Annotated in this window: 14 protein-coding genes; all 14 read left to right on the forward strand. The window is 43.3% G+C overall.

The features are described from left to right. Positions 1 to 61: 61 nt before the first annotated feature. Positions 62 to 2,464 (forward strand): virulence-associated E family protein, encoded by a 2,403-nt coding sequence (locus tag E7K77_RS08005; RefSeq protein WP_325306088.1) that lies wholly within the window; start codon positions 62 to 64, stop codon positions 2,462 to 2,464. Positions 2,465 to 2,735: 271 nt separating this feature from the next. Next, the gene (locus E7K77_RS08010; RefSeq protein ID WP_316689346.1) at positions 2,736 to 3,032 is read left to right on the forward strand and encodes a VRR-NUC domain-containing protein; all 297 of its coding nucleotides are present in this window, start codon (positions 2,736 to 2,738) and stop codon (positions 3,030 to 3,032) included. Then, positions 3,032 to 4,414, forward strand: coding sequence for a DEAD/DEAH box helicase (locus E7K77_RS08015; protein WP_316689347.1), 1,383 nt, complete (start codon positions 3,032 to 3,034; stop codon positions 4,412 to 4,414). Before E7K77_RS08010 ends, E7K77_RS08015 begins: the two co-directional genes overlap by 1 nt. Before the next feature lie 16 nt (positions 4,415 to 4,430). Beyond that, on the forward strand, positions 4,431 to 4,976 hold the full coding sequence (locus tag E7K77_RS08020; protein ID WP_325306086.1) for a DUF3310 domain-containing protein: 546 nt from the start codon (positions 4,431 to 4,433) through the stop codon (positions 4,974 to 4,976). After that, positions 4,948 to 5,202 (forward strand): hypothetical protein, encoded by a 255-nt coding sequence (locus E7K77_RS08025; protein ID WP_325306085.1) that lies wholly within the window; start codon positions 4,948 to 4,950, stop codon positions 5,200 to 5,202. Before E7K77_RS08020 ends, E7K77_RS08025 begins: the two co-directional genes overlap by 29 nt. A 177-nt stretch (positions 5,203 to 5,379) precedes the next feature. After that, on the forward strand, positions 5,380 to 5,766 hold the full coding sequence (locus E7K77_RS08030; protein ID WP_325306084.1) for a DUF1492 domain-containing protein: 387 nt from the start codon (positions 5,380 to 5,382) through the stop codon (positions 5,764 to 5,766). 291 nt (positions 5,767 to 6,057) lie between these two features. Further along, complete coding sequence (locus E7K77_RS08035) at positions 6,058 to 6,594, forward strand: hypothetical protein (RefSeq protein WP_325306082.1); 537 nt, start codon at positions 6,058 to 6,060, stop codon at positions 6,592 to 6,594. After that, positions 6,500 to 8,386 (forward strand): terminase gpA endonuclease subunit, encoded by a 1,887-nt coding sequence (locus E7K77_RS08040; RefSeq protein ID WP_325306081.1) that lies wholly within the window; start codon positions 6,500 to 6,502, stop codon positions 8,384 to 8,386. Before E7K77_RS08035 ends, E7K77_RS08040 begins: the two co-directional genes overlap by 95 nt. A gap of 10 nt (positions 8,387 to 8,396) precedes the next feature. After that, on the forward strand, positions 8,397 to 8,609 hold the full coding sequence (locus E7K77_RS08045) for a hypothetical protein (RefSeq protein ID WP_325306080.1): 213 nt from the start codon (positions 8,397 to 8,399) through the stop codon (positions 8,607 to 8,609). Then, complete coding sequence (locus E7K77_RS08050; RefSeq protein ID WP_325306079.1) at positions 8,606 to 10,084, forward strand: phage portal protein; 1,479 nt, start codon at positions 8,606 to 8,608, stop codon at positions 10,082 to 10,084. Before E7K77_RS08045 ends, E7K77_RS08050 begins: the two co-directional genes overlap by 4 nt. Before the next feature lie 2 nt (positions 10,085 to 10,086). Continuing rightward, positions 10,087 to 11,985 (forward strand): prohead protease/major capsid protein fusion protein, encoded by a 1,899-nt coding sequence (locus E7K77_RS08055; protein WP_325306078.1) that lies wholly within the window; start codon positions 10,087 to 10,089, stop codon positions 11,983 to 11,985. A gap of 16 nt (positions 11,986 to 12,001) precedes the next feature. Further along, entirely contained in the window at positions 12,002 to 12,325 is a 324-nt protein-coding gene (locus E7K77_RS08060) for a DUF2190 family protein (RefSeq protein ID WP_325306077.1), read from the forward strand. A 44-nt stretch (positions 12,326 to 12,369) separates the two neighbouring features. Further along, positions 12,370 to 12,672, forward strand: a complete 303-nt coding sequence (locus E7K77_RS08065) for a hypothetical protein (RefSeq protein WP_325306076.1) — start codon at positions 12,370 to 12,372, stop codon at positions 12,670 to 12,672. Further along, a complete protein-coding gene (locus E7K77_RS08070) occupies positions 12,672 to 13,352 on the forward strand; it encodes a hypothetical protein (protein ID WP_004697574.1) in 681 nt (226 codons plus the stop codon). Before E7K77_RS08065 ends, E7K77_RS08070 begins: the two co-directional genes overlap by 1 nt. Positions 13,353 to 13,419 lie beyond the last annotated feature (67 nt).

Below are 13,419 nucleotides of genomic sequence, written 5' to 3' on the forward strand. Positions count from 1 at the left end.
TAAACTGATTACCATCAGTATCGGTGCGAGTCGCACATCAAAGCAATGGACCCGTACGGAGATGTTATGGTCCGAGTTTTGTGAACGCCTCAAAATCCCCGTTCGTACAACAGAAACCGTGGACGAGTACCACAGATTGCCAAAATCTGAGAAAAGTAAGTTAAAGGACATAGGCGGCTTTGTTGGTGGTACGTTAAACGGTCTACAACGTAAAGCTATTAACGTGTCTGGGCGTGATCTGATTACTCTTGATATGGATGCCATATCGCCTGGGGAAACTGAGAACGTCGCCCGCACGATTGACAGCCTCGGCATGGCTTATGCCATCTACTCAACCCGTTCTCACACTGTGCATCGTCCGCGGTTACGCGTTATCGTCCCGACTGATAGAACGATGACACCTGACGAGTATGAGCCTATCGCCCGTAAGTTAGCGGAGCTCATCGGCATTGGTATGATGGACGGAACTACGTTCGAAGCTTCTCGGCTTATGTACTGGCCGTCATGTCCTAACGATGCTCAATATGTATATTATGTAGGCGATAAGGCTTTCTTATCTGCTGACGGTATGCTCGGTCAATATACTGATTGGCGCGATGTACGTTCTTGGCCACAGGTACCTGGTAAGGAAGCATCGCAGCATGAGAAACAGCTACTTGCGAAACAAGCTGATCCGAGAGAAAAGCCAGGTATTGTAGGTGCTTTTTGTCGAATATATGGCATCCGTGAGGCGATTGATAAATTCATACCTCATGCATATGTCGATGTTGACGGCAGCGAGGACCGTTTAACGTTCGTTACTGGCTCAACGGTAGCAGGGGCGGTTATATATGATGACGATACATTCCTGTTCAGTCACCATAATACTGACCCGTGCAGTGGTCAACTGGTTAACGCCTTTGACCTTATCCGGCTGCATAAGTTCCACAGCTTAGACGAGACTGCTAAGGACGGAACACCTGGGCACAAACTGCCATCTTACATGGCTATGTCTAAACTAGCTATGCAAGATACGGTAGTCGTTAATGAACTCAACATGGCTCGCGCCCGAGAATCGGCATCAAATGTATTTGCTGATATTATCACGGACGTATCGGCTCATTCTGAGACATCCGATCTCGACCCTAATGCGTTGACGAACGTTGACTGGATGAAAAGCTCGACATTAAAGTACGACGAGAATGGTCGACCTAAGAACACATTAGATAACATGCTTAAAATCATGCACCATGATCCGGCGCTTGTCGGTAGACTTGCCTATGATAGATTTGGTTCGAGATACGTGGCAAAAGGAGCCCTACCATGGAACCCAACACCAGGACTTCGCATATGGACAGACGCAGATGATGCGGGCTTACGGTGGTACCTAGAAAATAAATATGATATCACCGGCAAAGATAAAATCATGGATGCCCTCATTATGTGCGCTGAGCAAAATGGATTTAATGAAGTACTAGATTACCTTAACGGGTTATCCTGGGACGGCATTGCTCGATTAGATACCATATTCATCGACTACTTAGGGGCTGAGGATAATGTGTATACTCGTGCAGCCGCTAGAAAGTCATTTACGGCGGCAGTAGCGCGAGCGTTTGAGCCTGGATGCAAGTATGATACGATGCCAATTCTTATCGGCGGTCAGGGTATCGGTAAAAGTACTCTTATCCGCACGATGGGTAAGAAGTGGTATGCTGATGGCTTAAACACCTTTGAAGGTAAGGAAGCTGCAGAAGGTATTCAAGGTAAATGGATTATAGAAGCTGGTGAAATGGCCGGGTATTCAAGGGCTGAAGAAAATGCATCTAAGCAATTCCTAAGTCGTCAAGTAGATGTATTTCGTCAGGCTTATGGCCGACGTACGCAAGAGTACCCACGGCAGTGTGTATTTTTTGGCAGTACGAATCAGTATGAGTTCCTAAAAGATATCACAGGCAATCGCCGATTTTGGCCTATTGATCTTGAAATGACGACTCCACGAAAGAACATATTTGTTAATCTTCCAGGGGAAGTTGACCAGTTATGGGCGGAGGCCTTGTATCGTTATAAAAGCGGGGAAAGCCTCATTATCGAGGATGACCCGGCTGTACTAAAACTGGCTGATGCGGCAAGAGATGCACATATGGAATCAAATACCAAAGCAGGACTGATTAATGAGTTTTTATTAATCAAGGTGCCTTTAAATTGGAATGTGATGAGTCGGAGCGCCAGGAGGACGTATCTTAGCATGAATGCTAAACCTGCCGAGGGTCAAGAGTTAGTATACCGTGACCGTATTTGTGCGGCAGAGGTTTGGTGGGAATGTTTTGGGAACGACCCAAGTCGAATGAAGAAGATCGAGACTAGGGAAATTAATCAGATATTGGCGGACTCCCCGTACACAATGGGCGGAAGTCAGTTGATGAGATTTGGTGAATATGGACATCAAAGAGGGTTCAGAATCAACGAGTCAAAACTGAAATTATAACGTTAACATTCTCAATTAAGCGTTAACATTCTCAGTATTTTTGTTAACATTAGAATGTTAACGAATTCGGAGAATGTTAACGTACTATGTTAACGCATAAAGTCAGTAATTATCTATATTCATATAGGTTGGTTAACATTGTTAACATTATATACTGGTAAATATCAAAACAAAGAGTTTTAAGAAAAAATACGCCCTTTACAGCCTTAATTTGAACCCTCATATACGCGTATGTAAACATGTTAACGTCTAAAAATTTCAGAGGTGAGAAATGTTAGAAAAGGATATCGAGAGAAAATTAGTTGCAGGCGTCAAACGTTCGGGAGGTAAAGCATATAAGTTTGTATCCCCTGGCAATGTCGGTGTGCCTGATCGTATCGTTATATGGCCGAATGGTGTTATTCATTTCGTAGAATTGAAGACATCCAAAGGTGTACTTTCGAGATTGCAGGGAGCCCAAGCCCGTGAACTTCAAAAACTAAACCAAAAAATATTTGTGTTAAAAGGTGCTGATGCCGTGGCTGGTTATTTGGATCAATTCGCAGAAGAATTCGGGGTGAAAGCGTAATGCAGTTTATCCCGCATGCGTATCAGCGATATTGTATCGACAAGACCGTTAATCAAAATAAGATAGGGTTATTCCTAGATATGGGTTTAGGAAAAACGATTATCACGTTATCTGCCATATACGAATTAAAGTACTCCCGATTCGCCATTCGTAAAGTGTTAATCATAGCGCCTAAGAAAGTAGCGGAGGCTACATGGCAACGAGAAGCACGAAAATGGGACGGTGTAGGTATATTAAGGATATCTACTGTATTAGGTAGCCTGAAAAAGCGTATTAAGGCTTTAAACACACCTGCCGACATATACATCATCAATCGCGAGAATGTAACGTGGTTAGTTGATTACTACAAGAATGCGTGGCCATTTGACATGGTAGTTGTGGATGAATCTAGTTCCTTTAAAAACCACACAGCTAAGCGTTTTAAATCATTAGCCTATATGCATAACCACATCAAGCGTATGGTGTTGTTAACAGGTACGCCAGCCCCTAATGGGTTAATCGACTTATGGGCACAAGTGTATTTATTAGACCGCGGCGAGTCGTTAGGTAAAACGTACACAGGATTTAGAGATTACTATTTCGAGCCCGATCAGAGGTCACGCGAAATGGTGTACTCCTATAAACCTAAATCCGATTCAAATGACAGTATCATGGCGGCAATATCTGGGTTATGTATATCCATGAAAGCCAGTGACTATTTGGAGCTACCTCCAGTCATCAACGATATTAAATATGTGCAGTTAGATTCAAAAGCTAAAAAGGCATACGAAGATATGGAACGCACATCTGTATTAGAGTTGATTGAAGCTGGCGAAGATATCACAGCTTTGAGTGCAGCAGCATTATCTACAAAGCTACAACAGTTAGCGAATGGCGCCGTATATGATGGCGATAGGAATGTTCACGAGATACATGGCTGTAAAATTGAGGCTTTTATGGAACTTGTAGAACAGTTGAACGGCAAGCCTGCATTAGTGTTTTACAATTTTAAACATGACTGTGAACGACTAAAAGCAGCATTAGCTAAGACTAAACTACGTGTCCGTGAGTTAAAGGGTGCCGATGATGAGATAGCGTGGAATGCTGGAGAGATTGATATTCTATTAGCACATCCGGCTAGTACGGCATACGGGCTTAACTTACAAGACGGCGGGAACCATGTAATATGGTTCGGGTTAAATTGGAGTCTTGAGTTATATCAACAAGCTAATAAGCGGCTACACCGCCAAGGTCAAATGGAGAAGGTAATTATCCATCATCTAATATGTGAGGGAACTCGTGATGAGGATATGATGGACGCACTAGCGCAAAAGGACCGGGCGCAGGAATATGTGCTGCAAAGTTTAAAAGCGAGAATTGATAAATACAGAAAGGATGATTAATATGGATCATTTTATAATGGCGGGATTATTCGGAGTTATTGTAATAATAGTGTGTTACACGACTATTCAAGTTATAGATATTGTTGATAAACGAAAATACAAGACTGTGTACGGGTTAACCCCAGGTAGATTGTATGAGCAACCAAAGAATCCCCCGCCGCCACCTACTAGGCTATCAGCTAGTGAAGAGCTAAGTCGTTACATAGCGAATGAAGAATTGAGACGTTTCGGAGAAGCAACGAATCGATTTGGTATAAATATGGGAAGAAGTATACTAGATAGACCTCATAGACCTTCCAGACCTTCTGAACCTCCTAGACGCATAGATAAGCAATGTGATGATATCAACCATCCTAGTCATTATACACAAGGCGATATCGAGGTTATCGATTACATCGAAGACAAGAAACTAGGATATCGATTAGGTAATGTTGTGAAGTATGTATCCAGAGCTGGGCATAAGGATGATGCTATTAAGGATTTGAAAAAAGCCCGTTGGTATTTAAATCGGGAAATTGCAAAGAGGGAAGAGCATGACAAAAGTCGAGCGTCTACTAATTAACAAAGGGCACTATCTAGATGACACGTATCAACTTGTCATGGATATAGTTAAGGTTGTAGATAATCTCAAAGATAATGTTGCCGAGAGATTAGATGATGACCTGAGTGATGATGCATACGCCATGTGTGAGGAGATGTTCACTGCTGTCGAGCAATGCAAAGCAGACATGGTAGAAGCCATTGAGGATATTGTCGAACGTATGGAGGTAAAGAATGCAAAAGCGTAGGAGTAGGGCAGATGTGATTGTAGGTGCCATACAGTCAGATTTAAGTCTTGCCATCATACGAGCCCGTAATAGGCAACTGAGATCACCTATGCTAGATGATAGAATTCGTGAAAGCGGATACATTGACGGATTACTACGAGCACAGATGATTATCAGTAAATATGGAGATTATCGAGTATGATGGCTAAGGAAGAACTACAAGCTGTCCGCCATACTGAGCAGCGAATGCGTGCGTTAGAGATTCAGCTAGGTGCGATTAACCGAGATTTACATTCAGAAGCTATACAGATATGTGAATCGGGAGATGCTATGCCACGAATTAGTAAGCACTTACAAGAATGTAGGGAGGAACTGAACAGAGAATGGGATGAGTTGATTGATTCTCGAAACAAGGTCAAGCAAGTCATCAACCAAATAGCTGACGGACAATATAGGGATGTATTGAATCTCAGATATATTAATGCATTGCCATGGGAGCAGATAGCTGTCGAGTTAGGGTATTCGTGGCGACAAGTTCACAGACTTCACAAGAAAGCAATCGCTGAATTTGAAAAGATGGCATAGAATGGCACACTCTTAATTTAATATAATGTAAGTGTAGTAGATAGCAGGCAGTGTCTGGCCCGCACAATATGTCTGCCTGCTGCACTGCCCCGGGGTAGACCTTATTTAGTTGAGGTCTACCCTTTTTTATTGAGTATCAATGATAACTCCTAATTGAGAAAATGAAAATTTGGAAAAGGTACTCCGCGGGCGAAAAATGGCCGCTGGTCGCCCCCGCGCGAAGATTGTCTCTGTGTGGGAGAAATTTTACTGTTGAAAGTTGAATGTCAAGAGACAGAAAGGAGGTCGTCAATGGCCGACGCAAAACCGAGAGTCAAATTCAATACCGCAGGCGATTTGCTCGTATCGACCGCACAACTTTGCGACCTTCTTCGAGTATCACCTGAAATTATTTCTAGGCATCATAAATCAGGGATGCCGAAAGCTGCCACTGGGTGGTGGAATCTTAGGGAGGTGCTTGCTTATCTCGGACATGCAAAAAGTGATAAAGCAAAAGACCAATCTGCAGCCACTCGAAAGTTAGTTGCTGAAGCTGACTTAAAGGAGTCTAAAGCAGCGCGTGAGAAAAAGTTACTCGAAATATTAGAGGGCGAATACATATCTCGTGCCGATGTCGCAAAGGAATGGTCTGGGCGAGTACTCGAATTAAAGTCGTCGTTTATTAAACTGGCGAAACGAATTGCGAGTGAATTCACGGACCCAGAGGAACGGGCGAATGTAGAAAAGGTGGTGAATGACGTTGTCGAAGACTACCTCGAAAGCTACGCTCGCAAGGGCGAGTACACGCCGGAAATCAAAGTCAGTCGAAAAACAAAGGCCAAGGGTTGATTGGTTTCCTGAAGAGCTTGAAGCGTTCAAGCCTCCAGAACGATATACGGTTTCGGAATGGGCGGATAACTTCAGGGTACTAACAAGTGTATCAGCGGAGCCAGGTAGATGGCGGACAAATCGAACACCGTATCTCAAAGAACCGATGGATAGATTCACTGATCCACTCATTGAAAAAATAGTTCTTTGCTTTGGGGCACAGCTAGGTAAGACAGAAACAGAACTTAACATGATAGGGTATGCACTAGATCAAACATCCTCCCCTACCATGATGGTGTATCCAACAGATACCATCGCTAAGTTCGCTAGTGATAAGCGTGTGCAGCCTATGATTAAATCTGTCAAATCAATTAGTGACAAGTTTGATGAGAATAGTAAATTGCTGGAGTTAGATTTCAACAACGGCAATTACATGGTGCTTGTGGGGGCGAACTCTCCGAGTAGCCTTTCAAGCCGTTCAATCAAATATCTATTTTTCGATGAAATCGACAAGTATCCCGCCTTTGCAGGTAAGGAGGCAGACCCAATCAAACTGGCGACAGAACGTACAAAAACGTTCGTCGATAAAAAAATCGTGATGGTGTCTACTCCTACGGTTGAGTCGGGTAATATTTGGCAGGCGTTCATGAGTGCAAATGAGCGTCGACAATATTACGTGCCATGCCCGCATTGTGGTGTGTCGCAGACCTTCAAGTTTAAGCAGATAAAATGGCCTGAAGAACACAATGATAATGCGGACATGATACGTGATACAGCGTACTACGAATGTGAGCATTGCGGCGAACGTATTTACGACAAGCACAAAATGGAAATGTTAAGACGTGGCGAATGGAGAGCGGTAAACGAATCGCAAAGTAAAGTCCGCTCGGTATCGTATCACTTATCGTCTATATATTCACCCTGGGTCACATTCGGGGACGTTGCCTATGAGTTTAAGAATTCAAAAGACACGCCTGCTACGTTGATGAACTTTATCAACTCGTGGTTAGCGGAGCCGTGGAGAAGTTCTAAAACTAAAAACACACAGAATCTGGAGTTTACACAATCTTCGTATCCGTGTGGCGTCGTGCCAGATAAAGCAGTATTACTTATAGCTTCGGTTGACGTACAACTCGATCACTTCTGGTGGGAAGTAAGAGCATATGCACCAGGTGTCAAGTCTTATCTGATTGATTATGGACAGGCAAGCACATGGGAAGATTTAGAAGAAATAATCATTAACCGCGAATATCCATCAGAGTACGGCGAACCTCGACAGGTGATGAAAGCCGGCATTGACTCAGGCTTTAGAACGGATGAAGTATATCAGTTCTGTTCTAGATTCCCTGAAGTTTGTATTCCAGTTAAAGGTTCTTCAAATCATAGTACGATGGCAGCACCATACACTATGACATCACTAGAAAAGGGTGTCGTAGGCGGATTGAAGTTGTATGTGCTAAACACTGATTATTGGAAGGACTTTATATTCGCAAGGATGATAAGACCTGCAGACGAAGTCGGTACGATTCATTTATACAAAGACTGTCCACAAGAGTATTCTGATCATTTAAGGTCAGAAGAAAAGCAAGAAATCAGAAATGTGAAAACAGGTGCGGTAACGGTGCAATGGAAACCGCTCACTAGCCATCCTGTTAATCACTTACTTGATACATGCACCTACAATGCTGCTGTAGCAGATATTGCGGGCGTTAAATATTTAATTGAACCAGAAGCTTATGAAGAAACCGAAGAGGTTGAAACCTACGATGATTATGGTGGTGGCATAGGCAATACTGGACATTGGTTTAGATAGGAGGTGAACCATGGGCGATGTAAATGAACAATTGGAACGTGTCCGCCAAGTTATTGAGGATATCGAAACAAAAGGATACTCCGAGCTACAGATTGGCGGCAAACGATTCAAGGCAATTGACTTGCCTGTACTTTATGCACGCGAACAAACGTTAATGCAACGTGTACATGAGGAGGCAAATGGCTATCAAATGGATGCATTTGTAACATGGGGTGGACGATGAATATTATTGACAAAGTAATTGGATGGGTGAGTCCACGACGTGCGTATGAGCGCCAGTCCTACCGTGATGCACTACGTCAATATGATGCGGCATCTATGGATAGGTTGAGCAGTGATTGGCAACCCGCATATGGCACTGCCGAACAGCTTGCGACTGGTTCACGTGATATTATTCGCGGACGTGCAAGAGCTGCAGAAATGAACAGTGACTTAGCTGAGTCCGCTGTTATTGCTTTATTGCGAAATGTAATCGGAGCGGGTATTGTTCCGCAGGCGAAAGTTAGAAATCGTTCAGGAAAGTTGAACGGTGAACTAAATAAGAAAATCGAGAAGGCTTGGGCCAAATGGTCTGAACCTGAAAATGCAGACATTAGGGGTATTTCTAGTTTCTATGAATTACAAGAAATGGCCCTAAGACGAATGGTGTATGATGGTGAAATTTTGGTAAATAAAACCTCACAAGGCGAGTACATACCTCTATCTATTCAACTAATAGAAGCTGAAAACATAGGGGCGGTGAGTATTACAAACGGTAAGAATAACATCATCAATGGTGTTGAAGTGACTGAACATGGCAGACCAGTAGCTTACCATGTGAGTCAAACTGATCCAATGGGTTTACGAACTTTTGATACGGTTAGACTAACAACCGAACAAGCATTTTTGTTATTTAAACCTAAACGACCTTCCCAAATCCGGGGTGTAAGCTTACTGGCGTTAGTCTTACGTAGAATTCACGATATCGATGAATACATGGATGCTGACTTAATTGCGGCTCGTGTCGCAGCATGTTTTAGTGCTTTTGTAACCTCACAAAACTCGGGAAAACAAGCCACACTATTACCACGAGATAAAAAAGGTAGACCTAACATCACAATGGCACCAGGCATGGTTAGACATCTCAGCCCTGGTGAATCGATTGAGTTTGCAGATCCTAAACGTAATGCAGGGACTGCGAGCGAATATTCGGCAACTCAGACCAGACGTATTGCGTCCGGTCTTGGTATGAGCGCTGACATCGTAGCGCGTAATATATCTGGGAATTTCTCAGCTGCAAGGCAAAACTTGTTAGAGGACCAAAAGACATTCCGTCAAGTACAGAAATTTGTAATCAGACACTTCTGTATGCCGATTTGGAAAGCTTTTATTGATGCTCTTTACTTAGTCGGCGAATTACCATCAGACTACTTAGCGAACAAGGACAAATACCAAGAGGTAGCTTGGCTTGCTCCAGGGTGGTCTTGGATTGATCCTGTTAAGGAAGTTAACGCCAATAAAGAAGCAATCAAATCCGGACTTACAACATTAGAAGATGTATGTGCAGCATCTGGCCGCGATTGGGAGGAAGTTCTTGAACAAAGAAAACTCGAACAAGATAAAGCCAAGGAGTTGGGGGTATTGCTAGATTATTCCAGTGAGTTGCAACCGCTAACGATGGGCGATGATGACACTACAAAGGAAGGAGCTGATGGCTAGTAATGAGTGAACATCAAAAGCGCAGCATTCTTGGTAATTATTGCCGAGAATCTACTATTGACAACGTCGATACCGACAGTCGGACAGTAGAATTATCTTTCTCTTCCGAAACGCCATATGGCCGTTGGTTCGGCGATGAAATCCTTTGCCACGACGAAGAGTGCATCAACCTTGAGCGCTTTAATAATGGTTTAGGAACAGCGTTGTTTAATCACGACAGGGATGCAGTCGTGGGACACGTTGAGAAAGTTTGGATTGAAGATAATCGAGGAAAAGCGTTAGTGCGTTTCGATGAAGACGAAAAATCCGACATGATTTTCAAAAAGGTACAATCCGGGACGCTACAAGGGGTAAGCGTTGGGTATTCCATTAAGCGATGTGAAGTACTTGATGATAAAGATTCTATATCCAGTAATGGCAGATTCAAGGGCCCTGATACTTATGTAGTTACGGATTGGGAACCTTTGGAAATCAGCATTGTATCTGTTCCTGCTGACCTAACTGTAGGGGTAGGACGAAGTGCTGAAGAAATTCATACGAGTATTAACACACAGGAGGAAGAAAGAAGTATGGATCCAAAAGATGTTTTAAAAACTGAAGAAGTAAAATCTACAGAGCCAGTTGAAACTGGTATCACACAGGCAGACCTTGCTAAAGCGATGGAAGCTGAACGCAAGCGTACATCCGAAATTACGGCCTTATTCCGAGACTTCGACGTAGAAGGTGCAGACGAAGCAATTGTAACGGGTGTATCTGTTGACGAAGCGCGCGAAATGGTAATGGACCAATTACGGGCGCGTAACAAAGGTGTATCCGTAACAATGGGCGAAGCTGAAACTGATAAGTTCCGTGCTGCCGCACAAGATGCGGTATTAATGGCAGCAGGTTTATCTGTAGCAGAACCGGCACCCGGTGCTAATGAATTGCGCGGCTATTCCATGATTGAGTTGGCTCGTGAGTCCTTACAACGTGAATGTGATACTAAAGCTAAATTTGGCGATAATATGGAAATGGCACGTGCGGCTATTAATTCCACATCTACATTCCCTGCAATCATGTCTAACTTGGCTAATAAATCCGTAATGGTTGGTTTTAATGAAGCAGAAACTACATTCCAAATTTGGGCAGGCAAAGGCTCTAACCGTGATTTCAAGGAAGCTGCACGCGTAGCATTGTCTGAAGCTGGCAACCTTGAGTTAGTACCGGAAGGCGGTCAATTCCAACAAGATGTCTTCAAAGAAGCATCTGCTCGTACTAAAGTGGCTACATACGGCAAAATTTTTAGCTTGACCCGTCAAGCAATCATCAATGACGATTTAGGCCTATTCTCCAAAATCGCTACTAAATACGGTTCTGCTGCAAAGCGTTTGGTAAATAAAATGGTATACGCTCAATTAACTGGCGACGTTAAAATGCAAGATAACATAGCCTTATTTGACGATAAGCATGGCAATGTTGCTAAGACAGGCGAAGCATTATCCATTAAAGCAATCGCTAAAGCGATTACTGCTATGCGTCGTCAAAAAGGTATTCAAGGCACAGCTAATTTAAACATCACTCCTAAATATTTAGTAGTACCACCAGAATTGGAAGTAACAGCTTACCAAATTGTTAACTCTACTGCAGCAGTAGATGGTACAAATCCCGGTGTGGTTAACCCTTACAAAGGTCGCTTCGTAATTGTGGCAGATGCAGAATTAACTGATCCAGATGCGTGGTACTTAGTAGCTGATGCAAGTCAACATGACACTATAGAAGTAACTTACTTGAATGGTGTTGAAACTCCACGTTTAGAAACTCGTCAAGGTTTTGATGTAGATGGCATTGAATATAAAGTAGCATTTGATTGCGGCGTAAGTGCACTTGATTTCCGTGGTGTATATAGAAACGCTGGTAAATAATTAGGGGGTAACATATATGATGACACAATTCGTAATGGATACTGATCGTATCAATTTCACAGCTACCGCTCCTGTAAAAGTAGGCGATATTGTAGAAGTCGGTAAATTGCATGGAGTTGCAATTACTGACATTGCTAAAGGTGAAGTTGGCGCTGTAAAAGTAACAGGCGTATTTAAAGTAGCCGCTAATAAAGCAGATACTTACGCTGTTGGCGATTTAGTTCAATTTTTAACAGACAAAGCAGTAAAAACAGGTGGTAAAGTTCTTGGCATGGCTGTAGAACCTAAGACAGCTGCACAGGAAACAGTGACAGTAATGTTGTTACAACCTACTGCGTAAATAATTACAAAGCGCCCTTTTTGGGCGCTTATGAGGTAAAACTAATGCTGAAATATGATGATAAAGCGTTACTATCTGTATTCGGTGAAAAGATTACCTACAAAGGCCAAGATATCAAAGCAAGTGTGGAAATTGGCGAATATGATGGCAAGGGTTCCGGATTCGTCGATAAAGCACTAGCCGATAAGGCTCAAATTTGGGTGCGTGCTAAGGATGTTCCTGAACCACGATCAAAAGACGAAGTATATATCAACGGCGCTAAATGGTACGTTGACCATGTATCAAACTTTGACGGCACGATGTATTGTTTGGAAATTGTCCATAACGTGAGGGCGGTGAGACCGTAATGAGTAATGAGCCGATTACAATTACAGACACAGCCACGCCTTATCTGAATTTCATTGCGGAGACTAAGCCGGATTGGATGCGTAAAGCGTTAAAATCCACAGGTTGGATGATGCAAAAGGAAATCAAGCAGGGCATCCGGTCGGGTGCACCAGGTGGACGTAGATATCCTAACTTCATGGCGCCGGCGCGACGTGCTGCATTTGAGTCAGCATTTGGTGCTAAACTTCGCAAAGCATACCAAAGTGGCGGACGAGCTGAACGAGAGGCCTGGGGCTCGAAATCGCGAAATGCCTTACTTGATATGGGTATTAGTGCCAGGACAATCGGATATAGTCCTCTTGGTAAGCTATCGAATGCAGTCGGTTATCAATATGACAAGGGCAAACAATCCGTTCGTGTCGGGTGGTTATCTAATTCGGCTAAACGGTTAGGCGAACGTATCGAGGAAGGATATACCAAGCAGATTACAGAGCCTATGCGCAAAAAGCTATTTGCCGCAGGCGTACCGCTACCGAAGGGAAAATCGATGTTTAAAATTCAGCCACGTCATACTTATGGTCCTATGAAAGCAGCGTTACAGCCTAAGCTTAAACCTTATATCGAGGATAAGATAGGCGACTATGCCATTTATGGCCCAGCTGCACAATCAGCATCTCGACGTAATTACAAGGTAAGGTGATTTGATGCAACAGACAATTCCACTGTCACGCATCGTTGAACGCTGGGCTGAGGCTCTAGCGAACGAC

Source organism: Veillonella parvula, assembly GCF_032577575.1.
Classification (GTDB): Bacteria; Bacillota; Negativicutes; order Veillonellales; family Veillonellaceae; genus Veillonella.